This window comes from Bacillus sp. BF2-3, from assembly GCF_008368795.1.
Lineage (GTDB): Bacteria > Bacillota > Bacilli > Bacillales > Bacillaceae_G > Bacillus_A > Bacillus_A cereus.
Map to the genome: position 1 here is coordinate 34,039 of NZ_QOSA01000027.1, position 23,958 is coordinate 57,996.

Consider the following 23,958-nt stretch of genomic DNA (forward strand, 5'->3'; position numbering starts at 1 on the left):
TCCCCCTACATCTATTTTTCAATGCTATATCGTCTTAAAAATTTTCCATCTTTAAATTCAAGATAGTAATAACTATAACGATTGTCATCATCAATATATGTAACTTCCCATAGTGGTACATCATTTTCAAAGCCTAATTTCACTTTCATAATCTCTTTCGGCTTACTTTTTGATTCCTTACTTTCATTGCCGACTTGCTCTATTGTTCTTTGTATAGCCTCTTTTTCAGAAATACCTTCGCTCTTTTTCCTTACTACAGTATCCCCTTTTTTCTCAGGCACCCAAACGATAAGTTGTTCTCCCTTTTCATCTGTACCTTGCACGACTATATATGCAGATTTTCCGTTGTAATAATCAACAGATTTCACCTTTGTAAGCTTTGCTTTTTCTTTAGCAATTTCTACAAATTTCGACTCTTTTGGAATTTTCTTTCCCATCGCTTTATTATAAACATACGCCCCATATATTCCGCTAGCAACGATAACAATAATGATTGCAAAGATCCACTTTTTCATTGTATCACTACGTTCTGTAAATCGTAAATACAGCTGTTTCTTTATCTTTTTCGTCTAATGCTAGTCCGAACATGAGGTCCTGCTCTTTTAACGTACGATTTAAACTATCAACAATTTTATACAAATCCGACGAATATTTAATACGCGTCGTTGATAGTACTTCGATTTTCTTCTCCATGAAAAAACTCCTCCGTTACACAAAAATTTCTAATTATAGAAGAACGCAATGCGGTTACAATAAGAGTACATTCTTTACAACCCCTGCTTCATCACCCATCTATTATAGCAGGACATGTACAGCAAAAAAAGGTTTCAAGTCGAAAACCAACACATTTTGTATACAAGAAGTAAGAAAAATAAAATTCCTCCTACCCACATTTTTTACGCCTGAAGTTTATAAGTACTTCAGGCGTATTTTTCTTCCATTTTTATTCATTTGGTGTTTCTTCTAATTGTACTAACAATTCTTCTAATGGCCCTTCATAAAGAGGTACGTTAGGAATCGATTGTAGAAATCGTTTTCCATAGGAAGAACTCGTCAAACGACGATCTAACACTACTACCGTTCCTGTATCTGTATTCGTTCGAATTAAGCGGCCGAATCCTTGTTTGAAACGTAATATTGCTTGTGGAAGCGCTAATTTAGCAAATACATCTTCACCTTGATTTTTTAGCCACTCACCTTTCGCTTCCATCATCGGCTGATGAGGAGGTGTAAATGGTAGACGGACTATAACAAGACAACTTAAGGCATCTCCTGGAATATCTATTCCTTCCCAGAAACTGCTCGTCCCTAATAAAATTGATTTGTCGAATTCTTGAAACTTTCGAATTAAGCGGCTTCGACTTCTATTATTCACACTTTGGGTCAGTAATAAATACCCCTCTAATTCATCATTATTTTTTAAATTCGCATACGCTTCTTTTAACATTTCATACGAAGTGAATAAAACGAGCATTCTGCCTTTTGTGGCTTTCGCTATCTTTGCAATATGTTCCGATACAGATTCAATATATCGCTCATTACTTACTTGCTTAATAAAAGGTACATCCGTTGACACCATTAATTTCATCTGTTCATCATAACGAAATGGCGACGGAACCTTTAAAGTATTTGGAGCGAAATCATGTAAACCAAGTTCCTCTTTTATATAATCAAACGTATCGTTAACTGTTAGTGTTGCGGATGTAAAAATAACACTCTTTTTTCCTGTTAAAAATTCATCAGCAAATCTTTCACCAATATGAACAGGCTGTGCATATAGAACTGTTGAATGAATCGTCCCTTTCGTTTCAGTCTCCATCCAAGTTACATACGAATTCTTTTCTAATACGAGTAACTGTAATGATTCTGCCATCTTTCTCAGCAACTCAATTAAATGCATAAATTCACCTGTTACAACATGCATCTCCCATTCTAACTTACTTTGCAATATATCCACTTGCTTCTCAAGAGCAGTTACTACCCTTCTTAATTCATATATAAAACGATTTGTTAATTCGACGATACTATCCCACAACTTACCTTTTTCTAGTTCTGCGTTATACCTATAGATGAGCGGCATATTATTCGTTCCTTGCTCTTGCTTTGTTTGTTTAAATATAAAAGTACGTAACATTTGGAAGAGTTCATCCGCATCAAACTTAAGTTCCTTCAAACTATAACTTATCATACGGAAAGTTGAACGAGATGCTTGCTCTGATTTTTTCATCATTTTATATACTTTGGAGAGTACATCTTCTGTTTCTAGTGTCCCAAGACGAGATATAACCAATTGAAAATACATACAAGAGAACTGTTCACCCAATGTTCTACTCGCGGCTTCTTCAATATGGTGAGCTTCATCAAAAATAATATGTTCGCATGAAGCAAACAACGGTTCTTCACTTGAAAAATCTTGAAATAATAACGCATGATTTGTAATAACGATATCTGCAAATAAAGCTTTATTCTTCGCTCGCTGGTAAAAACAACGACTAAACCAATTACTTTGCATACCGCCTGGACTATACGCATCGCTACAAATACGATTCCAAAGTAACTTTCCGCCCTCAGGAATATTTAATTCGTCTCGATCACCTGTTTCAGTTTGCAATAGCCAAACTAAAATCTTCGCCTTTGTAAGTGCCATATCATAATTTTTTTCTTCCTCTTGCAAAGCATACTCAAATTTATGTAAGCATAAATAATGCTTTCTTCCTTTTAGAAGAGCTACCTCAAATGAAAATGGCATTATTTTTTGTAATAACGGAATTTCTTTTTCTAATATTTGTTGTTGGAGTTGTACCGTTTGTGTACTTATAATGACAGGTTCTTCTTTTCTCTTTGCAAAATAAAGACTAGGAAGCAAATAAGCGAGAGTCTTTCCTGTTCCTGTACCGGCTTCAATTAGTGAAAAACGAGAATCTCTTAACGCCGTATATATCTCTTTCATCATCAGTTGTTGACTTTCTCTTCTTTCAAACTTTGGCATATGTGATTCCAATTTATCCATCGTTTTATTCAAGAAAGCATCAAACTTTGATGAACACGTTTCTCCAAGGTTTAAGGAATAGTTCCGCTTTTTCAGCGCAATATTTCGATGTATTTCATACTCCGCTATATCTTCTTTACCGTGCATTACTTTCTTTAAAATATTTTCAGAAAGCACATCAGCTATATCGCTTTGGAACACATCACTTAATTCATAAAGCGATTGCAACGTGACAAGTGGTAACTTTTCAATTTCATTTAAAAATTGTAAAAATAATTCCGCTGTTGCAAGAGCATCACTATCCGCACGATGTGGTTGATCGTGCTCTAGTTCATGCTTTTTAGCTAAATCACGTAATTTATAACTATCGGCTGTCGGCAAAAGAATTTGAGCCAATTCAACCGTGTCGATTTTCGGACAATGTATTTCTGTATATCCAGCTTGCCTTAATTCTTCATTTAAAAAATTCCAATCAAAGTGAACATTATGCGCAACGAAAGCCGCACCTTGTAATAGCTCAACAATCATCGGGGCTACATCTTGAAATAACGGGGCTTGTTTTACAAGACTTTCATCAATCCCTGTTAATTCTGTAATAAATGGTGGGATCTCTCTCTTTGGATTAACAAAAGACGAAAAAATCTCCAATATCTCTCCATCTTCTACTACAACAGCTGCAATTTGGGTAATTTTATCCTTCCCATCTTTCCAGGAGTTCCCTGTCGTCTCTAAATCAACAACGACATAACGCTTACTCATATATGTAACACCTCAATTTCTTACCTTTCAAACAACAATAATTTATATAATGTTACTATACCACGTTTTATCTCATCTTAATGAAAAGATGCACAAAAAAGCTATCTCCGCAATGGAGATAGCCTTTCTACTTATAATATCGTACCCGCTTTTTCAGCACCTAACATTTCAATAATTTGATTATTATCGTCTAGTACTGCAATTTTTGGTTCTTGTGTATGAATCTCTTCTTCCGTAACTAGCCCATAACAAATAATAATTACTTTGTCCCCTGGTTGTACAAGTCTTGCCGCCGCACCGTTTAAACAAACAACACCACTACCGCGTTCCCCTTTAATAACGTATGTCTCTAAGCGAGCACCATTATTATTATTTACAATTTGGACTTTTTCGTTTTCTACAATATTTACTGCATCCATTAAGTCTTCATCAATTGTAATACTACCTACATAATTTAAATTTGCCTCCGTTACAGTTGCACGATGTAACTTTGCTCTCATCATTGTGCGAAACATAGATGCTCCCCCTTATTTAACCGTTAATGTTATATTGTCAATTAATCTTACATTTTCAAACTTAACTGCAATAGCTAAAATGATTCTTCCTTCGACTTTCTCTACCATTGTTAATGACGGATATGCATATAAATCCGCATAATCTACAGTGCCTTTCGTATGCGTCTCAATATAATCTTTCACAAGATTTGTAATGATTTCCGGATTACGTTCACCTGCCTCAATTCTTTCTTTCGCTATACATAGGCTGCGGTATAAATGAAGAGCTTCTTCACGTTCATCTTGTGATAGGTACACGTTACGAGAACTTTTCGCTAAACCATCTTCTTCCCTTACAATATCAACTGGTACGATTGTAACTGGAATATTGAAATCAGTTACAAATCCTTCAATTACTGCAACTTGTTGAGCATCTTTCATACCGAAATAAGCACGCGTTGGCACCGTAATATTAAATAGTTTCATCAGTACAGTTGCAACACCAGCGAAATGACCAGGTCTTTGTTGACCGCATAATATGTCCGTGCGCTTCACAACTTCTACTGTTGTTGTTTGTTCTGCTGGATACATTTCTTCTACACTCGGATAAAATAAATAATCTACACCGTTTTCTTTTGCTACATTTTCATCTCTATCAATATCACGAGGATATCGATCTAAATCTTCATTTGGGCCGAATTGTAGCGGGTTTACAAATACACTTAAAACTACAATTTCATTTTCTTCTCTTGCCTTACGTAATAAAGTAGCATGGCCTTCATGTAAATAACCCATTGTTGGAACAAAACCAATACTCTTTCCACTTGCACGAAGTTCGCTTGTAATTTGCTGCATCTCTTGCACTGTAGTTACGATTTTCATTATTGTTTTCCTCCGTATAACGCTAAGCATTCTTCCTCTTTCATTGTGAACGAATGTTTTTCTTCAGGAAATTGCCTTGTCTTTACTTCAGTAACATATTGTGAAATCCCACGCACAATCTCCTCTTGAACAGACGTATATTGCTTCACAAATTTCGGAACACGATTTACGCCGTATGAGATAAGATCATGATAAACAAGCACTTGCCCATCTACTTTTTGTCCTGCACCAATCCCAATTGTTGGTATTGTTAGTTGCTCTGAAATAAGTTCTGCTAACTGCATTGGTACACATTCTAACACAAGCGCTATTGCACCAGCTTCTTCACATTTCTTTGCATCTTCTATTAATTTTTTTGCACTCTCCGCATCTTTTCCTTGCACTTTATATCCACCCAACACTCCTACAGATTGAGGGGTTAAACCTAAATGCGCTACAACAGGAATTCCTGCGTTCGTCAAATATTGAATCGTCGATATAACTTCTCCAGCACCTTCTACCTTCAGTGCGTGTGCCCCGCTCTCTTGAACGATGCGACGTGCATTCACCATCGTTTCTTGTAATGATACGTGATACGACATAAATGGCATATCAGTTACAATAAACGTCTCTTTCGCTCCACGGCGTACAGCTTTCGTATGATGAATCATATCCTCTACTGTTACAGGTACTGTTGAATCGTATCCGAGTACAACCATTCCAAGAGAATCTCCAACTAGAATCATATCAACTTCAGCTTCTTCTGCTAATTTAGCAGATGGATAATCATACGCCGTTAGCATTGTAATCGGCTCACCTTGCTCTTTCATCTTCAAAAAATCTGTTTTTGTTTTCAAAAACTACTCCTCCTTTATGCAGGAGAGAGGAGATGGCCGAAATCATATGAAAAACCCCTCTGACCATAAAAGGGCAGAAGGGTTGTGTGTTAGTCGGCATTATTCATCCCTCTGTCCCAGTCCGTTATTGGATCAAGGCAGAATCCAAGTTATTATTTTTCGTATGACTTCGAATCATGGTGCAGTTCGCTCTGATACTGCCCACATTCGAACTAATTATAGCAAACTACAAAAAGGAATTACTACATTTTTTTGAAAAAATAATTTTTTATTCTTATTACGGTATATGAAATTTAACACGAGAGTATATATGCTATACAGTTTTTATGGAGAATTCAATCCTGAAAAGATACATGTTTTTTCAACGCATGCTAAAAAAGTCCAAGTTAATTTTTTCTGTAATCCATTTAACTGTATAGTATAACTCTTAAACTAATGATGCAGGTTAATTGAGGAAAGTACTTAACAAAGGAGAATTGCAGATGTCTATGAACAGGTGGTTATTTCGATTCAGCAGTTTGCTTGTAATGATTGTATGGTGGATGTCTTTAGGATCCTCCCATGTATTTGCCTCAGTTACTGTCGTAACACCCCCCACCGATTTAACGAAAGTGATTGAGGTTGAACTAAATGATGATTACTTTAATCCAAATGTTATCACGATTCCGCTTGAAGGATCAACAACATTACTATTGAAAAATAAAGGTAAAAACGAGCACACCTTTACAGTGAAAAAACTCGGCATTGACGTCGTAATCGAGTCAGGAAAAGAAAAGCATATTACCGTGAAACCTAAAAATACTGGTACATATGAATTAATATGTCGATACCATCTTCTTAAAGGAATGGCAGGCAAAGTAATCGTCAAATAACATGCCCTGCCAACTAGGCGGAAGATATTTTGAAATGAACTTTAAATATGAAAAAAAATTTATTATCATGTTACAAATTCAACTCAAAACTATTGAAATAAAAAGAAGTTCCAAAAGAGGAACTTCTTTTACTTAATTTCAATATCTGCAGAATGAATATGATGTACTTTCCCCTCATGATCCTCCAGAAGTAATACACCATCCTCTGTGATTCCTTTTGCTAACCCCGTAATTGTCTCTCTCATCGTTCGAGCGGTAATTTCTTTCCCGATGCTCACAGCGTAACTTTCCCAAAGAATTTTAATGACAGAGAAACCATTTTGTAAATACTCTTCATATAATTTTTCTAGTTGTAAATAGATTTGTTGCATAAGTTCTGCACGAACAATCGGCTTACCTGATTCAATCGCTAATGAAGTAGCAATGTGCTGAATTTCTTCATCAAAATGTTCTTGCTTTTGATTCGCATTAATACCGATGCCCATAATGACAGCATTAATTTTATCAGGATCCGCTTGCATTTCTGTTAATATACCTACAGCCTTTTTACCTTGAATTAAAATATCATTTGGCCATTTTATTCCTACGTTTACACCCGTGCATTTTTCAATTGCCTGTGCAACACTAACGGCCGCTAACAAAGTAAGTTGCGGTGCATGATGAACTGGGATTGATGGGCGTAAAATAATACTCATCCAAATCCCTGTTCCTTTTGGTGAATGCCATTTTCTGCTTAAACGACCTCTTCCCGCTGTTTGTTCTTCTGCTACAACGACTGTTCCTTCTTCTGCACCTTCATAAGCAAGTTTTGCTGCAATGTGCTGCGTTGATTCAACGGTTTCTTCAAAATACACTGTTCTACCAATCCGCTTCGTTTGTAGCCCTAACTGAATTTCATTAGCGGTCACTTTGTCTGGCTTACTTGCAATTCGGTAACCTAATCGACGCACAGCTTCAAGTTCATATCCCTCACTCCGCAGATCCTCCATATGTTTCCACACAGCAGTTCTTGAACAACCAAGTTTATCACTAATTGTTTGGCCGGATACAAACTCGCCATCCGCTTCAGAAAAAACTTGCAATAACTGCTTTCTTATAGTAGATTGCATCCTTGTAGCCACTCCCTTATACGCTCTTTCTCATTAACTACGTTTCCTTGTACGATTGCTTCTTCGATTTTCTGAAGCATCTCAGCAACCCACGGACCAGGCTTTTTGTTTGCCCAGTTTAATAAATCATTACCAGTCACATTCATTTCTTGACGCTCCTGGATTGGCAATGCATGAAACATTGATTGTACTCGTTCAACAGATGTAGGGTCATAGCGTTCAATCATCGCTTCATATACTCTCTCTGCCATTTCAGCGATATGAATTCCCGTTTTATAAAGAAGGACTGTATCCCAATCCTTCTCCTTTCTAGTACGGATTGTCAATAAAACTGCAACAATATCTTTTATTTTTTTATTCGAAAACTTCCATTGACGTAAAAAGACAGATGGATGTTCTTCTCCGATACAATATAAGAAAAATGCCCACGCCTCAATATCCGTTTCGAAAGAATCCCATTTATACTGCGTAGCTTTTAACAGTCTCTCTTCTGACATTTGTAAATATGGCAAATGAGAAAATAGCTTCGTCTCTACTAATTCTTTGAGACCTTTCACACAATATGTACCAGTTAACAGTTTCTCAAACTCTACTGTAATACGCTCAATTGCTATATGTTCTAGCAAATGCCCATACGTTTCAATCGCTTGCTTCGTTTTCATTTCTAATGAAAAACCTAACGTGCTTACAAACCGAATACCACGCATCATTCGCAGGGCATCTTCTTGAAAACGATCCGCAGCATTTCCAACTGTCACAATTTCTCTCTGTTGAATGGCTTCCTGTCCAGCAAATAAATCGACCATTTTGCCTTCTTCTGTCATAGCAATTGCATTCATCGTGAAATCACGACGTTTTAAATCCTCTTCTAATGAACGAACAAATTGAACACTACTAGGTCTTCGAAAATCTTCATATTCGCTTTCTGTTCGAAAAGTAGTTACCTCATAGGGCTCACCATTTTCTACAACAATTACAGTTCCATGCTCAAGACCAACAGGAACATTTCTTGGGAATATAGCCATCACTTCTTCTGGTAGAGCAGATGTCGCAATATCAATATCTCCAATCGGCCTATCGATAATAAGATCTCGTACGCTCCCACCAACAAAGTAAGCCTCATGTCCTTGTTGCTTTAATGTCTCAATAATAGAACTAGCTTTTTTAAATCTTTCCATTTTTGTCATCCCTTAGTACGTCATAGTAAATCGTTTCATATTGTGAAACAATTTTTTCTGAGCGAAATTGCTCATAAACACTTTCTCTTGCTCGTTCTCCCATATTACGGTGAAGTTCCTCGTCCTTTAATAGCTGAATAGCTTGATTTGCCACTCCTGTTGTATCGCCAACTTCACATAAATATCCTGTTTCCCCGTGTTGAATAACCTCTGGAATACCTCCAACCCGTGTTCCGATACAAGGTACACCACACGCCATTGCTTCTAATAAAACAAGACCAAAACTTTCCTTCTCTGATAGAAGCAACATTAAATCACTCATCGCAAGTAGTTCTGCAACATTATCTTGCTTCCCTAGGAATAAAACGCGATCTTCAATATGTAAATTCTTCACTATCTGTAAAATCGTACAGAATTCTGGTCCGTCTCCAACAAGAAGCAACTTCGCATCTACTTCTTTAACAATTTTAGCAAATGCCTGAACAACATCCTGCACACGTTTCACTTTACGGAAATTCGAAATATGAATAAGTACTTTTTCACTCTCACTTATACCATATTCTTTCTTTAATTGAGACATATTACGCTTGAAATATACACGTTCGTCTATAAAGTTATATACCGTTTGAATTTCTTTACTTGGTTTTACAAGCTCATGTGTTTCGTTAATTAATGAATGCGAGACAGCAGTAACAACATCCGATTGCTCAATACCAAAACGAATTAAATTATTTAACGAAGGGTCGGAACCTAACACAGTAATATCTGTTCCATGTAAGGTTGTAACAATTTTAATACGCTCTCCGATCATTTGTTTTGCTAAATATGCACAAATTGCATGTGGTATTGCGTAATGCACATGTAAAATGTCTAAGTTTTCTCTTTGTGCAACCTCGGCCATTTTACTTGCTAACGCTAAATCGTATGGTGGATATTGAAATACAGAGTATTGATTTACCGTCACTTCATGAAAATAAATGTTTGGATATACTTTATTTAACCGGAATGGTAAACCCGATGTAATAAAGTGAATTTCATGCCCACGTTCCGCCAATTGCTTTCCTAATTCTGTTCCAACAACTCCAGAACCACCTACAGAAGGATAACATGTAATACCTATTTTTAATTTCATTTACATCCCCCTAATAAATCAGCATGTAATAAAACCGGTTTCTTACTCATAAATCCTTCGGCATACAAGACTCCAACTTCTTTTCCAAACATCTTCTCACGAGCAATCACAGTTTCAACGTAACCTTCTGTTAACGGTGTCTTAACACCATCACTCCCTGTTGAAAACTGACTTTCATACGCTTCTAATGCTTCCACCTTTATAGAGAGGTACTCACTTATATCTATACAAAAATTCGGTTTATGAAAACCATTAATCATATAATTATAAAAAGACTCCACACGATGTGGTGAAAGTTCCGGCATATATTTACGGATTCCTGCTGAAAAAATAGCCTCTTCCACAAGCTTTGCACAATTTGCATGATCTGGATGGCGATCTTCATAGTACGGCGCAAAAACTAGTTTTGGTTTATATGTACGGATCACCTTGACAATTTCACGTATATACTCTTCTTTCATATACAAACCACGGTCTGGCATCGCTAAATTCAGCCTCGTTTTTACTCCCATTATACGAGCTGCGACCTTCGCTTCTTCTTTTCTCAACTCTATCGTTCCATTTGAAGAAAGATCAGCTTCTGTTAAATCACAAATACCTACTTCATACCCTTGCTTTGTATATTTAGCGATGGTACCAGCCATGCCGATTTCAACATCATCGGCATGAGCACCAAACGCTAATATATGTAATCCACTCATAATTGTTCCCCTCATTTTCTTAACTTACGATAATCTAAATCTCCTCGCTCTAATGCGTGCATTAACATTTCAGCACTTGCCATATTCGTTGCAAGTGGAATCGCATATACATCACATAAACGAAGTAATGCATTCACATCCGGTTCATGCGGCTGTGCTGTTAATGGATCGCGGAAGAAAATCACCATATCTAAATCGTTCTTTGCAATCATTGCACCAATTTCTTGATCTCCACCAAGAGGGCCAGATTGATATCTTGTTACAACTAATCCAGTCGCTTCCATAATGCGAAGCCCTGTCGTTCCTGTTGCAAATAATTCATGTTGTTCAAAAATTGGTTTATATGCGTATGCAAACGAAACCATATCATTTTTCTTTTTGTCATGTGCGATTAAGGCAATTTTCATCCGTTGTCTCCCCTTTAGTCGATAATATTTTCTAAACCGTACACAAGATGATCAAGGTTCATTACTGTCTCAATTGATAGTTTTACACCTGACATAAATGATGCACGATTGAATGAATCATGACGAACTGTTAACATTTGTCCATCTCCACCAAACATTACTTCTTGGTGTGCAATAAGCCCTGGCAAACGTACACTATGAATGTGAATACCGTCTACATTTGCACCTCGTGCACCTGCTAGTTGCTCTACTTCATTTGGATGACCTTGCTGCTTTGATTCACGATTTTGGCGAATTAACTCTACCGTTTTTACAGCTGTACCAGATGGTGCGTCTAATTTTTGATCATGATGTAATTCAATTACCTCAACATCTTGGAAATATTTCGCTGCCATTTGTGAGAATTTCATCATAAGAACTGCACCAATTGCAAAGTTTGGAGCAATAATTGTTCCTACTGCTTTTTCTTTTGCATTCTCTGTTAAACGTGTCAATTCTTCTTCTGTAAATCCAGTTGTACCAATAACCGAACGAAGTCCACGCTCAACTGCAAGTGTAACGTGTTGTTTCCCCACTTCTGGTGTTGTTAAATCTAACAACACATCTGCTTCTACTTCATCTAAACAAGTATGTAAATCAGCGTAAATCGGCGCATGTAATGCTGGCATGCCAGGTAAATCAGAAATCTTCTCACCACCATGCTTATAATCCACTGCTGCTACTAAATTAAAATGTTCCGTTCTTTCCATAAGAAGGACTGCTTCATGTCCCATACGTCCTCTTGGTCCGGCGATAATTACTTTAATTTCTTTCATTATTCTTTCTCTCCCTCATCAATACGTGTCCAGCGATCTTTATCACGTGTATTAAATTTATTCATTACAATGTTATGTGCTGTCTCTAAATCAATATTTAAACTATTTGCCATACAAATCATAACAAATAATACATCTCCAAGCTCTTCTTCAATACTTCTTTCTTTTTCAGTTGTTTTCTTCGGTTTCTCACCATAATAATGATTTACCTCTCTTGCAAGCTCTCCCATTTCTTCCGTTAAACGAGCCATCATTGCAAGCGGACTGAAATAACCTTCTTTAAACTGACCAATATATGCATCTACTTCTTTCTGCATATCTTTCATCGTTTTTGCTTCCATACTATTCACCTCTAATCCTTCCTCTTTCATGTTAGCCAATTCATCGCGATTTGACAAATATTATTCCCCGCCAAACACCTATTTGCGACCCATTTTTGGATAGACTATAATAAAGTGAAACTTCTTTTGTGATTTTTTTGCAAAAGATTAGTTGAACTAATCGGGTTCCTACGGCTGGTTTGCCTTTCTTCAGAGGTTTATCTCCTACCAGCCGTTGGTACGGGGTAAAGTGAAACTTCTTTTGCGATTTTTACAAAAGATCAGCCCACACCAATCGGGTTCCTACGGCTGGTTTGCCCCTCTTCTTTGCTTCATCTCCTATCAGCCTTTAGAGCGGGATAAAGTGAAACTTTCTTTTGCACTTTTCACAAAAAATCAGCCCACATCAATCAGGTTCCTACGGCTGGTTTGCCCCTCTTCTTTGCTTCATCTCCTATCAGCCTTTAGAGCGGGATAAAGTGAAACTTTCTTTTGCACTTTTCACAAAAAATCAGCCCACATCAATCAGGTTCTTACTATTTTCACTAGCAACTAGAAATTACTTATTATTATGTTTTACCGTTTCAGCGGAGCAATGCAATCATTACATAATTAGGGGGATTTCTATATGACATCAAAATTGAAGATGCGAAATATTATTTTTATTTTAATTGGTTCCGCTATATTTTCTTTCGGTATTGTCAATATCAATATTGAAAACCACCTTGCAGAGGGTGGGTTTACTGGTATTACACTATTATTGTATTTTTTATTTAAGTTTGATCCTTCCTACTCAAACTTAATTTTAAATATCCCTATATTTTTTATTGGCTGGAGGTTACTTGGCAGAACGACATTTTTATATACATTAATTGGAACCTTTAGCGTATCTTTATTTCTATGGATTTTCCAGCGTTACGAAGTACTCAACTTACATTTAAACTTGCAAAATGATATGACACTCGCAGCTTTATTCGCCGGGGCATTTATCGGTATCGGCCTTGGAATAATATTTAAATATGGCGGGACTACTGGCGGTGTAGATATTATCGCACGACTAGCGCACAAATATGTTGGCTGGAGTATGGGGAAAACAATGTTTATGTTTGATGCTGTCGTTATCGTCGTCTCTATTCTTACCTATTTATCATACCGTGAGGGCATGTATACGCTAGTTGCTGTTTTTATCGGTGCTAAAGTCATTGATTTTATGCAAGAAGGAGCTTATGCTGCCAAAGGAGCGACTATTATCTCAGAGAAAAACGATGAAATTGCTGCCAAAATTTTATCTGAAATGGAGCGCGGAGCAACCTTTTTAAAAGCTGTTGGATCGTATACAAAAGTGGAACGTAATGTATTGTATTGCGTTGTTGCTAAAAATGAAATCGTGAAATTAAAGAATATCATTACTTCTGTAGATCCTCATGCTTTTGTCGCTGTAAGTGATGTACATGATGTAGTTGGTGAAGGGTTTACGTTAGATGAAAATAAAAACCCTTTACATAATTAAATATAACTAGAAAAGCGCCTTAGCTTTTCTAGTTTTTTATTACAAGTCTTTTAAGCTTCTCAAAATCCTCATGAATAAGCTCCAATAAACTCCGATTATAAAAAATGGAAGCTGGATGAAAAGTCGGAAAAACATGATATTCTTTCTCTGACCATGTAAACTCTGCACTTTGCATATCCTTTAATTTTTGAATGGGCTGTTTTAATAATTGCCCGTGTACATCTGTGATTTTTTTATTTTTTCCTGTTAAACGTTGAAGACCGATATTTCCAAGCGTGACGATAAGCTTCGGATGTATTTTCTCTAATTCATAATCTAACAAAGGCGCATGGGCAACTATTTCTCCCTGATTTGGCGTTCTATTATACTTTTTTTGTATGATTTCACCATTTCGTTCTTTTTTCTCTCGCCATTTATAAGGTCTACTCCGAACAGCGCTCGTAATATATACTTCTTCCCTTGTAACGTGGATACGCTCTAAAAAAACCATTAATTGTTTTCCCGCCCTCCCGCTAAACGGAATCCCATTATGAATTTCTGTTTCACCAGGTGCTTCTCCTAACAACATAAATTTGGGATTTTCAGGACCTTGTCCACTTAAAAAACCTTCTAGTTGATAAGGAGCACTACGCTCTTGTACTTGTTTTACTAAATGGTCTGGATATTTCATTTCCCCCACCACCTTTCCGCATTACTTCTATTATTTCTATTTGCAATACATTATATAATTCAATCCACACAACAAAAAAAGACTATCAAAATTGATAGTCTTTAGTCGTCGCTACGCTGCATACCAGTATACATTAATACGAGACGTAATAATTCAAATACCGCTACAGCTGCAGCTGCTACATATGTTAATGCTGCCGCATTTAATACTTTACGAGCTTGCCCATATTCATCTGTTGATACAATACCTAACGCTTCAATTTGTTGCATTGCGCGCTTTGACGCATCAAACTCAACTGGCAATGTAACGAGCTGGAACACAACACCTGCTGCCATTAAAATGATACCTAATAACAATAGTTTTGACATTGTCGCAAATATACCAATCATAATAAATACCCATGATATATTCGATCCAAAATTAGCCACAGGAACTAACGAATGACGAATACGCATAAAGTTATAATCTTGTGCATCTTGAATTGCGTGTCCTACTTCGTGTGCTGCAACTGCTGTACCAGCAACTGAATGTCCATAATAGTTATCTGTTGATAATCGAACCGTCTTAGCGGTTGGATCATAATGGTCTGATAAATGACCTGGTGTTTCTTCGACAGCTACGTTGTATAATCCATTTTCATCTAAAATTTTTCGAGCCACTTCCGCTCCTGTCATACCTGATGTTGAATAAACTTGTGAATACTTGCTATAGGCACTACGTACTCTTGACTGTGCATACAACGGTATGATCATTATGATCGCGAAGTAAATTAAATAAAACATCATGAACCTCCATTGAAGTTTTAATTATAGTACTTCTCATTCTATTTTCTTCTGCCACTATTGTCAATGAATAAACCTTACAATCCATATCTTTATTTATTGCATTATCTATTTTTAGAATGTACATTACTTTTTCTTTTTTCTCTCTCTCCTTTATACTTTCTCCATCCAACATAAGTTAATGTGAATAAAATAAGTCCCCCAGTAATTGTCATAAACCAAATGAGAGAGGGTGCAATTTCATCTTTTTTTACTGTGTGAAATATCTTTTGCAAATCCCCTTTAATAATCCCTAATTGCATTTGGCCGCCTTTCGTTTTTAACATAACGTTACGAAATTCATCTAAATAAGATAAATGAACATTTACACGCTGGACCTCGTTTTCTGGCAAAGCAATCATTAAGCTTGGATAAATAATATTGAATTCATTTAAAAACGTATTTAACGTTTGTTGAAACTGCCCAGCATCTTCTTTTTCCATCGCTTTTTCCATTTGAGAAAAGGCATCCATTACTTTCCTTTCTCTTTCCATCCAAAGTGGTTGATATTTCGATACTTGTGCATCAACAGCAAGTTGTAATGCCAGCACATTATCAATTTTAGCTTGCTTACCTAAACCTTCTTCAGAGAGCGATTGTTGCGCCTTATCGTAAGCTAAAGAAATAACTCTAACTTGATCTGGTGTTACTTCCTGCTTCTTTTCATTCCCCTTTATTAAAAACTGCTCCGAGAAATGTTGTAATACTTGTACCGCTTTTTCATCTTCATTACGCTTCACTAACTGTAACGAGTCGTCTAACAACCCTGTTAGCTCATTCCACTCTTCAGCATATATACGTAACGGAAACATTATAATTAGAAATGCTATCAATCCAATTAATGTTCTCTTCATCCCGGTCCCCCCTTAACTACTAGTACAAAATATGTTAATTTGGACAAGAATAGAACAGAACTAGACCGAAAAATATATTATCGTTTTACAAAGAAAAAAATTCTCTTTAAGCAGAGAATTTTTTCTGTGACATCCTTTTCTTTTTTACGAGATATCTATATAAGCTGTAACAAAGTATACTCCCACCTAAAATGAATAATAAAATAGCACACGCAGCATGCATAAAGAACTCTTCTGGTAACATTAATATAATTGGATCCTTTTCAGGATCAAAAACCCAATAATCATTACTAAATAAAAGTTTATGGAATAATACAAAACTCTTTTCAAAATTAATAGCAATTGGTAACATAAGCGCTATCGGAAAAATGATTGTTAAAATCGATCCGTGCAGTAAAAACTTTTCATTTTTCTTTTTTAATAAATAAATTCCGCCTATCACTGCAATCATAATTGTCGCATACATCACATATTGAATCTTTACTAAAATATTTTTAACATCTACAAAATGAATACGGCCATTTGTGGACATATCTAATGTGGGCAAATGTAATGCTCCGTCATAAAACGGGGATAAATATGTAATAAGCACATCGTAATTTCTTTTAATTTCATCCTTCGTCATATCCGCTAAATCAGGAATATTTAAAAAATCAATTTCAAAATAATACAACCATTTTCCATATACAACTGCCGTTGTTGCGAGTGCAAAAATAGAAAATGCTATGCTATATGAAACAACTAAAGTAATTAATCGATCCAATATTTTTGTACCACTCTTATTTTTCTCCATGTTCTCCCCCTAAATGTTCTAACCATCATAAAGAAAATTGTTTTCTTTGCTCACGTAAGCAACAATAATATGTAATACATAGTACAGCAATACTTAACCAAAACGTAAAATAACCAATTTCCTCTACAAACAAATGCATAATTCCATATCGCGGCATTTGCCAAAATAAATAATCAATTGCATCGTTATGCAACGTCCACACAGCTGCTACTATAAAATGCCATTTTTTTATACGATAGAATGGAGCATATAAAAATCCTTGTATTGCCATCGCGAAGTGCGAAAGCATTAACATGTAGCCCATAAGGCCTATAGGCCCTTTTACGTAAATCATAATCGCGTTTACAACAACAGCCCAAATACCATATTTTATTAAAGTTACAATCGCTAACGCTTCTATTAATCCCCAGTTTCTCTTTGCCAAAAAAGCAATTAAAACAAAGACAAAAAAGAGAGTCGCCATAGGACTATCTGGTACAAACGGCCAAAATATAGGTGACGTTTCTTTCAATTGATTTCCGTACCATATAAATCCATAAATTGTACCTAATAAGTTAACAATTAATAAAAATAATAATACCGAGCGTTGTCTTAACATTACATACAAGTACACCAATCCGTATGTCCAACACCTTTCAAGCAAAGTAATTCATTCACTAAATCCTACTCTATTATAACAAACTTCATCCAACTAAATAGAAAAGCTGACTACAAATTTTGTAGTCAGCTTTTTTATTATTTTTTATTATACTTTGCAACGAATTCCGAAAGCTTCTTCAGTTCCTCATCCGTACCTTTAAATACACCTTTAGGCATTGAACCTTTTCCCTCTTTCGCAATTTTAGCAATTTCTTCTGGCTTTAAAGTTAAGTTTTGCAGTGCCGGTGCTGCTGCCCCGCCTTGTAAATTGTCACCATGACATGTTAAACAAGTATTTTTTTGCATTAATTTATAGCCATCATCATTTTTATCAACTGGCGCTGTTTTTACAATTGCTCCTTGTTTTTTTGCAGCTTCCCAGTCGTGGTGTGCTACAGATTCCCAAGTTAAAAAGATAATCGATGCAATTGCTAAAAGCATAAATCCAGTTGCCACAGGACGCTTCAATGGACGTCTTTCTGGACCTCGATCAAGAAATGGAGCTAACAGTAATGCTCCAAACGCAATTCCTGGCATAATAAATGCTCCAATTACAGTAAATGAACCGGAAGCATACGAATACTTTAATAACTGATACAAGAATAAGAAATACCAATCTGGAAGTGGTATATATCCAGCATCTGTTGGGTCCGCCATTCTCTCAAGCGGCGACGGATGCGCCACTGTTAAACATAAATAACCGATTAAAAAAACTGCACCAACCATCCATTCTTTTAACAAGAAGTTCGGCCAAAATGCTTCTGTTTTCCCTGGGTATTCAGAATAGTCTTTTGGAATATTTGGTTTCCGAGCTACTGGTACCCGAGAATCTCCTACAAACTTCATCCCTTTGCCGCGATGCATAATCTCCCTCCTTTAGTTCTTTCCCCTTTAATTTAGCAATCTCTTATAGTGGACCGGAAATACCTTGTTTGCGAATCATGATGAAGTGGAAGGCCATTAAACCTAGAAGTGCTGCTGGTAAGAAGAAGACGTGAATAGCAAAGAAGCGAGTTAATGTTTGAGCGCCAACAATTTCGGAATGACCAGCGAGTAATGTTTTAATATAAGGACCAATGAGCGGTGTTTGCTCTGCAATTTGAATCCCTACTTTTGTAGCAAATAAAGCTTTCATATCCCACGGTAATAAATATCCGGTAAAACCAAGACCTAACATAACAAAGAAAATAAGAACACCAACAATCCAGTTTAACTCACGGGGCTTTTTATACGCACCTTGGAAGAAAACTCTGAGTGTATGTAAAAACATCATTACAATTACGAGACTAGCACCCCAGTGGTGCATACCACGAACAATTTGCCCATAAGCAACTTCATTTTGTAAATAGTAAACTGATTCCCAAGCATTTTTAATATCAGGCACATAATACATCGTCAAAAACATTCCAGATAAAATTTGAATTACAGTAACGAAAAAGGTAAGTCCTCCAAAGCAATAGACGAATGCAGAAAAGTGATGTGCCGGGTTTACATGTTCAGGTACTTCATGATCAGCGATATCACGCCATATTGGTGTAATATCTAATCTTTCATCCACCCAATCATAAATTTTATTTAACATCTACTTTGCACCCCCTCTTGGCTTCGCTTTTCCTAGATACAGCGTTCCATCTTTCACTTTAGACTCGTACACATCAAGCGGAGCAAGGGGTGGCGTACCTTTAATGTTAATCCCATCTTTTGTATAACGACCCCCGTGACATGGGCAAAAGAATTGATTCGGATGTGCTTTGTCCGAATTCCAGTTAACTGTACATCCTAAATGTTTACATACTGGAGAGAACGCAACAATGTCTCCGCTTTCATCTTTATGAACCCAAGCTGATTTTGGTTCTTCAGACTTGTACCAACCATCAACCTGCTTCACTTTAAAATCGAAACGCTTCGGCTCTGTTGTAATATCCTTTACTTGCGCAACAGCAACCATATCCGTTCCCGCTTCTTTTCTTAACACCGGATCAAGCGCAAATCGCGTCATCGGCATTAAAATACCGGCAGCCATAAAGCCTCCTACCCCTGTGAGTGTGTAATTTAAAAATTGTCTTCTTGACACGCGATGTTCTTTCTCGCTCACGAAAATTTCCCCCCTCTATCAGAAATTGTCCCCTCGTGATAAATTATATAAAAAATAAAAACTAGGACACTATCATGATATAATACGCTCATGCACAGGTCAATATCATACTACTCATAATAATAAGAACTTTCTGTTTATTGTGAGTTTCCCCATTTCTCTTCCAACATCACCATTATATTTTTTATATGTGCATGAATAACTTCTCTTTTTGCTTGATCACTAAATTGTTCTAATGCTAATGAAGGAAACCAAAACAAATCTCCCTGTAACTCTTGCATATCCTCTTTCCATGAAAAATCACTTGTAACATAAGCAATATGCTTAAAACCTTCACTTCGTAAATGATTTGTCCATTCTTGCAAACGACCTTTTTCATTCTTTTGACTTTCTACCAAATACGTAAACGCAGGCAGTAAAAGCACTCTTCCCTTATACTCTCTTTCCAATTCCGTGCTCAACAATTCGATAAATTCACCTTGTTCTACAACCATTTTCATTTCTTTTGCTGCCGAAATTGATAACAGCGGTATTACTCCTGTATCAACATACTCTCTTGCTTGCTCAAACTGTTCCACATCTTTTACAATCCACTTCAAATTCCTTCCCTCCTTCACTTACAAATGACAGAACTTTCACTTTATATATATTAAACCATACTAAAAGAGGTAAAAAAAGAAAAACTACCCAATATAGGTAGTTTTTCTTGATGAAAGTCTGAAATTTGTAAAAATTTATTAATCCAAATAAATTCTATAAAGTTTTTAACTCTGCCGTTAATCTATGAAACGCTTCCTTATCTTGCTTATCTAACGCTTCATCAATTTGTTTCAAAAGGCGTTCTCTCCTAAACGAAAATACACTTTCTTCCAAAAACCTTTCTGCAAGTAAACGATCTTTTTCATTTACTTCAATATGCTTTGGTAGATATGGGTTTTCTTCTAATACAGCTACATAATTCGCATTTTGAAACGATGATTTAAAGTTGAGTTGAATATAAATATCCTCATCTCGATTTAAACGAATATCATGAAACGATTTTTCAGCATCTGTTGTCATAACATTTTGTTTAAAAAAGTGAAACGGTGTGTCTTTCACACAATTTGCTGACATCACTAAGCCACGCGGACAATATTTTGCATGCTCTACGAAGTGGACTTTATGCATCAATTGGTCGTGACTCATTAAATAATTCAGAATCCATACACATTCACGCTGTTTCAGTTGGTAATTATTCAAAAACCATTTTACAAAATCCTTCTTCTCGTTTACAGAAACAGGGGTATTCATAGCAATTAAGTCCCTCCTCTGTCTTTCTCTTTTCTTTTTAGATTCAAGAAGCGGCATTCAGTTTCCTTCCAACTTATGAAAAATCCTCTAAATTATATAACAACTCTTCAATATGAATTTGTGTCGGGTCTAGTTGTAATAACTGGGTAAATACTTCTTTCGCCTCTTTTCGTTTTCCTTCTTCCAATAAGAAATAACCGTACTCTTCTAAGAAGTCTGGATGATTCTTAAAAGAAGTATATGCACTTTCATAGTGTTTTAATGCATCCGAATACATTTCTAATTGTTTTTTTGCATACGCAAGATCCCAAAGTAGTTGTGTATCTGGTTCTCCACTATCAATAGCACGCTCTACAATTGCAATTAACTCTTCGTACTTTTCTTGTTCTTTTAAGATATATGCATATTTTAATGTTGCACCTAAATGCCCTGGATCTAACTCAAGCGCTTTTTGAAGAACTTCCTCTGCTTCTACTATTTTTCCTAATTTCGCCGCAATGTTCGCTAACTCTACATAAAATGGAACTGAAAGCTCATCTACTTTAATTCCTTCATGAAGCGTTTCATAGCTTTCTTGAAGCATTCCTTCTTTTTCATAGCTTTTCGCTAAATACATGTACAGTGATGCGTACTCAGGGTCTAATTCTTTTAGTTCTTGCCAAGCACCAATTGCTCTCTGATATTCTTCACCTTGGTATAATGTGAAGGCATATCCAAATAATGAGTGAATATCTTTTTGTTCCTCTAGGCCTGCTTCATAATAAGAAATCGCTTCTTCCCAGTTTCCGATCGCGCTTAACGTTTCTGCGAGGCGAAGTGCGATCACAACACCACCCATTACTTTATGTTCCGGTAATAGCGATTCATAATAAGTAATTGCCTTTTGTTCTTTACCTTTACTACTATATAATTCTGCTAACCCAAACGTAATAACAGGTTCATCAGGCATCATTTCTTTCGCCTTTAATAGTTTTTGCTCTGCTACATCATCAAAACCTTGCATTTGGAATAAATCTGCAACAAGTAATAACGATTGAACATATAAATCGTCATTTTCTGGAATATCATGAAGCACTTCAATCGCTTCATCTTCTTTATCTAGATCAATATATAATTCTGCTAAAAATACAGTGAATTCACTTTCTTCTGGATACAGTAAACGTAAGTCTTCAGTAATTGCTAATGCCTCATCTGTAAATCCAAGTGTATGATAGTAACGAGCGATATCATACTTCTCTTCATCATTCGCAATTTTTAATTGTTCTTTTAATAATTGTAATCCTTTTTCTGCTTCACCATTTTCAATATATGAAACAGCTTGTTCAAACTTTTGCATAAACGTCTCCTTTAATTCTAAAAAATATTCTCTTCTGTTCATTTATCATAAGCAACTCACTGTTAGAACGCAACCTTTAGAATGAGCATGCTTCTTCTTATACTTCTTCCTACAGAGTAGTTAATTGTTCAAAAGGTTCGGATATGACACCGATACCTTATCATCATCTTCTATTGTACCGCTTTCTTTTATGACCGTGCAAATAACTTCTCTCACTAATTATCAAGCCATACAAACCGTGGTTTACAGAATAACTTAATTAGCAGTCTTCAACCTTTATTTTGAATGCGATAAAAAGGCTCCTATAATAGGAGCCTCCACAATCTCTTAAGAATATGTTTCTTCTTTCTGTACTTGCTCATTTACAAGCTCTTTCAGTAACTCTATAATTTCATCATTTTCTTCCTTCAAACCGACAGTAATACGAATACCATCATCGATACCAAATGCAGCACCAGAACGAACGATATATCCTTTTTTCATTAATCGTTCGAAAGCTTCATTACCTGGTATACCGAGTTTTAAGAAAATGAAATTTGTTTGAGATGGATAATAGAATACGTTATATTCTTTACAAAATGCATAATACTGATTTAAACCTTCAGCATTCTTTTGCACACAATCTTGTAAAAAAGCTTGATCTTCTAATGCAGCGAGTGCTACAGATTGGGCTACAGTTGATGTATTGAATGGTAACCTAGCTACTTCTAGCTGTCCGATTAACTTCGCATCCCCAATCGCATATCCGATACGAAAAGCAGCTAAACCATATGCTTTTGAAAACGTGCGTAAAACCATAAGATTTTCATACTTTTCAAGAAGTGGTAATGTTTGCGGATAGTCTTCTGCTTCCGCGTATTCATAATATGCTTCGTCCATAATAACGAGAGCCGACTTAGGAACTGATTCTAAAAATGAAAGTAATTTTTGTTTCTCAACATATGTACCTGTTGGATTATTCGGATTACAAATCCATACAATTTTCGTTTTCTCATCTACTTGCTCTAGCATTGCATCTAAATCGTGAATACCATCTTTAAGTGATACTTCACGAACTTCTGCTCCTTCAATAACAGCATGGTGATGATATTGTGAAAACGTAGGATTCGCCATTACAACGTTTGTTCCTTCATGTAGTAACGCTCGGCTAATCATTTGAATGACTTCATCTAATCCACTACCAAATAGTAGTTGTTCTGCTTTTACACCTAAATGTTCCGCTATTTTTGTCCGAAGTTCAAAGGCATATCCATCTGGATAAAGGGCATATTGACTCGCTAAAGAAGTTAATGCTTCTGTCACACGTGCTGAGCAACCGAATGGATTTTCGTTGGATGCTAATTTCACAATTTTTGACAAACCATATTCTCGTTTTACTTCTTCAATGTTTTTCCCAGGCACATACGCTCTCAAAGTTAACAATTGCTCTTTCACTCTCATTTTTCTTCCCCCAGTC

General features: G+C 36.1%; 27 protein-coding genes. 2 read left to right on the plus strand and 25 right to left on the minus strand.

What is annotated here, in order from left to right:
* Nucleotides 1-11: 11 nt before the first annotated feature.
* From DN401_RS20260 to panB, 6 genes are all read right to left on the minus strand, one after another.
* A complete protein-coding gene (locus DN401_RS20260; protein ID WP_000758739.1) occupies nucleotides 12-515 on the minus strand; it encodes a cell wall elongation regulator TseB-like domain-containing protein in 504 nt (167 codons plus the stop codon).
* Nucleotides 516-522: 7 nt separating this feature from the next.
* Entirely contained in the window at nucleotides 523-693 is a 171-nt protein-coding gene (locus DN401_RS20265) for a YpmA family protein (protein WP_000412179.1), read from the minus strand.
* A 250-nt stretch (nucleotides 694-943) separates the two neighbouring features.
* A complete protein-coding gene (gene dinG / locus DN401_RS20270) occupies nucleotides 944-3,748 on the minus strand; it encodes an ATP-dependent DNA helicase DinG (protein ID WP_098212748.1) in 2,805 nt (934 codons plus the stop codon).
* A gap of 131 nt (nucleotides 3,749-3,879) precedes the next feature.
* Nucleotides 3,880-4,263: an aspartate 1-decarboxylase gene (gene panD / locus DN401_RS20275; protein ID WP_000490184.1), complete on the minus strand. Its 384-nt coding sequence runs from the start codon at nucleotides 4,261-4,263 to the stop codon at nucleotides 3,880-3,882.
* A gap of 12 nt (nucleotides 4,264-4,275) precedes the next feature.
* Complete coding sequence (gene panC / locus DN401_RS20280; protein WP_149287912.1) at nucleotides 4,276-5,124, minus strand: pantoate--beta-alanine ligase; 849 nt, start codon at nucleotides 5,122-5,124, stop codon at nucleotides 4,276-4,278.
* Nucleotides 5,124-5,960, minus strand: coding sequence for a 3-methyl-2-oxobutanoate hydroxymethyltransferase (gene panB, locus DN401_RS20285; protein WP_000851108.1), 837 nt, complete (start codon nucleotides 5,958-5,960; stop codon nucleotides 5,124-5,126). Before panB ends, panC begins: the two co-directional genes overlap by 1 nt.
* A 482-nt stretch (nucleotides 5,961-6,442) precedes the next feature.
* Between panB and DN401_RS20290 the strand changes: the two genes are divergently transcribed.
* Nucleotides 6,443-6,832, plus strand: a complete 390-nt coding sequence (locus tag DN401_RS20290) for a cupredoxin domain-containing protein (RefSeq protein WP_065212122.1) — start codon at nucleotides 6,443-6,445, stop codon at nucleotides 6,830-6,832.
* A 128-nt stretch (nucleotides 6,833-6,960) separates the two neighbouring features.
* On the opposite strand, the gene DN401_RS20295 is transcribed toward DN401_RS20290, so the two are convergent.
* The 7 genes from DN401_RS20295 to DN401_RS20325 are packed head-to-tail and all read right to left on the minus strand — an operon-like array spanning nucleotide 6,961 to nucleotide 12,515.
* On the minus strand, nucleotides 6,961-7,941 hold the full coding sequence (locus DN401_RS20295) for a biotin--[acetyl-CoA-carboxylase] ligase (RefSeq protein ID WP_001192063.1): 981 nt from the start codon (nucleotides 7,939-7,941) through the stop codon (nucleotides 6,961-6,963).
* A complete protein-coding gene (locus DN401_RS20300) occupies nucleotides 7,926-9,119 on the minus strand; it encodes a CCA tRNA nucleotidyltransferase (RefSeq protein WP_000439321.1) in 1,194 nt (397 codons plus the stop codon). Before DN401_RS20300 ends, DN401_RS20295 begins: the two co-directional genes overlap by 16 nt.
* Nucleotides 9,106-10,251 (minus strand): N-acetyl-alpha-D-glucosaminyl L-malate synthase BshA, encoded by a 1,146-nt coding sequence (bshA, locus tag DN401_RS20305; RefSeq protein ID WP_000768305.1) that lies wholly within the window; start codon nucleotides 10,249-10,251, stop codon nucleotides 9,106-9,108. The genes DN401_RS20300 and bshA overlap by 14 nt, the downstream gene beginning before the upstream one ends.
* Nucleotides 10,248-10,952 (minus strand): bacillithiol biosynthesis deacetylase BshB1, encoded by a 705-nt coding sequence (gene bshB1 / locus DN401_RS20310; RefSeq protein ID WP_000015673.1) that lies wholly within the window; start codon nucleotides 10,950-10,952, stop codon nucleotides 10,248-10,250. Before bshB1 ends, bshA begins: the two co-directional genes overlap by 4 nt.
* An 11-nt stretch (nucleotides 10,953-10,963) precedes the next feature.
* Nucleotides 10,964-11,359 carry a methylglyoxal synthase gene (gene mgsA / locus DN401_RS20315; protein ID WP_000684765.1) on the minus strand — a complete coding sequence of 132 codons (396 nt, stop codon included), beginning with the start codon at nucleotides 11,357-11,359 and terminating at the stop codon, nucleotides 10,964-10,966.
* A gap of 14 nt (nucleotides 11,360-11,373) precedes the next feature.
* The gene (gene dapB / locus DN401_RS20320) at nucleotides 11,374-12,174 is read right to left on the minus strand and encodes a dihydrodipicolinate reductase (protein ID WP_000658813.1); all 801 of its coding nucleotides are present in this window, start codon (nucleotides 12,172-12,174) and stop codon (nucleotides 11,374-11,376) included.
* Nucleotides 12,174-12,515, minus strand: coding sequence for a nucleotide pyrophosphohydrolase (locus DN401_RS20325; RefSeq protein ID WP_002108639.1), 342 nt, complete (start codon nucleotides 12,513-12,515; stop codon nucleotides 12,174-12,176). Before DN401_RS20325 ends, dapB begins: the two co-directional genes overlap by 1 nt.
* Nucleotides 12,516-13,122: 607 nt before the next feature.
* On the opposite strand from DN401_RS20325, the gene DN401_RS20335 reads away from it, so the two are divergent.
* Nucleotides 13,123-14,004: a YitT family protein gene (locus DN401_RS20335; RefSeq protein WP_000202121.1), complete on the plus strand. Its 882-nt coding sequence runs from the start codon at nucleotides 13,123-13,125 to the stop codon at nucleotides 14,002-14,004.
* Between the two features lie 28 nt (nucleotides 14,005-14,032).
* Here the strand turns inward: DN401_RS20335 and DN401_RS20340 are convergent, their stop codons facing one another.
* From DN401_RS20340 to hisC, 12 genes are all read right to left on the minus strand, one after another.
* The gene (locus DN401_RS20340; RefSeq protein ID WP_000876873.1) at nucleotides 14,033-14,674 is read right to left on the minus strand and encodes a uracil-DNA glycosylase; all 642 of its coding nucleotides are present in this window, start codon (nucleotides 14,672-14,674) and stop codon (nucleotides 14,033-14,035) included.
* 101 nt (nucleotides 14,675-14,775) lie between these two features.
* The gene (locus DN401_RS20345; protein ID WP_011109966.1) at nucleotides 14,776-15,459 is read right to left on the minus strand and encodes a zinc metallopeptidase; all 684 of its coding nucleotides are present in this window, start codon (nucleotides 15,457-15,459) and stop codon (nucleotides 14,776-14,778) included.
* 101 nt (nucleotides 15,460-15,560) lie between these two features.
* The gene (gene ypjB / locus DN401_RS20350; RefSeq protein WP_000831584.1) at nucleotides 15,561-16,349 is read right to left on the minus strand and encodes a sporulation protein YpjB; all 789 of its coding nucleotides are present in this window, start codon (nucleotides 16,347-16,349) and stop codon (nucleotides 15,561-15,563) included.
* 106 nt (nucleotides 16,350-16,455) lie between these two features.
* Nucleotides 16,456-17,142, minus strand: a complete 687-nt coding sequence (gene lit, locus DN401_RS20355) for a lipoprotein intramolecular transacylase Lit (protein ID WP_000414378.1) — start codon at nucleotides 17,140-17,142, stop codon at nucleotides 16,456-16,458.
* Nucleotides 17,143-17,167: 25 nt separating this feature from the next.
* The gene (gene lhaT, locus DN401_RS20360; protein WP_149287913.1) at nucleotides 17,168-17,758 is read right to left on the minus strand and encodes a lipoprotein heptaprenylglyceryl N-acetyltransferase LhaT; all 591 of its coding nucleotides are present in this window, start codon (nucleotides 17,756-17,758) and stop codon (nucleotides 17,168-17,170) included.
* 119 nt (nucleotides 17,759-17,877) lie between these two features.
* The gene (gene qcrC, locus DN401_RS20365; protein ID WP_000554603.1) at nucleotides 17,878-18,645 is read right to left on the minus strand and encodes a menaquinol-cytochrome c reductase cytochrome b/c subunit; all 768 of its coding nucleotides are present in this window, start codon (nucleotides 18,643-18,645) and stop codon (nucleotides 17,878-17,880) included.
* Nucleotides 18,646-18,688: 43 nt separating this feature from the next.
* Nucleotides 18,689-19,363, minus strand: a complete 675-nt coding sequence (gene qcrB, locus DN401_RS20370; RefSeq protein ID WP_000932700.1) for a menaquinol-cytochrome c reductase cytochrome b subunit — start codon at nucleotides 19,361-19,363, stop codon at nucleotides 18,689-18,691.
* Entirely contained in the window at nucleotides 19,364-19,876 is a 513-nt protein-coding gene (gene qcrA / locus DN401_RS20375) for a menaquinol-cytochrome c reductase iron-sulfur subunit (RefSeq protein ID WP_001290418.1), read from the minus strand.
* Between the two features lie 137 nt (nucleotides 19,877-20,013).
* The gene (locus DN401_RS20380; protein WP_000871314.1) at nucleotides 20,014-20,475 is read right to left on the minus strand and encodes a YpiF family protein; all 462 of its coding nucleotides are present in this window, start codon (nucleotides 20,473-20,475) and stop codon (nucleotides 20,014-20,016) included.
* A gap of 154 nt (nucleotides 20,476-20,629) precedes the next feature.
* Nucleotides 20,630-21,166 carry a ReoY family proteolytic degradation factor gene (locus DN401_RS20385; protein WP_001095925.1) on the minus strand — a complete coding sequence of 179 codons (537 nt, stop codon included), beginning with the start codon at nucleotides 21,164-21,166 and terminating at the stop codon, nucleotides 20,630-20,632.
* 73 nt (nucleotides 21,167-21,239) lie between these two features.
* Nucleotides 21,240-22,502 (minus strand): tetratricopeptide repeat protein, encoded by a 1,263-nt coding sequence (locus DN401_RS20390; protein WP_098212749.1) that lies wholly within the window; start codon nucleotides 22,500-22,502, stop codon nucleotides 21,240-21,242.
* Between the two features lie 327 nt (nucleotides 22,503-22,829).
* Complete coding sequence (hisC, locus tag DN401_RS20395; protein ID WP_001264019.1) at nucleotides 22,830-23,942, minus strand: histidinol-phosphate transaminase; 1,113 nt, start codon at nucleotides 23,940-23,942, stop codon at nucleotides 22,830-22,832.
* Between the last annotated feature and the right edge of the window lie 16 nt (nucleotides 23,943-23,958).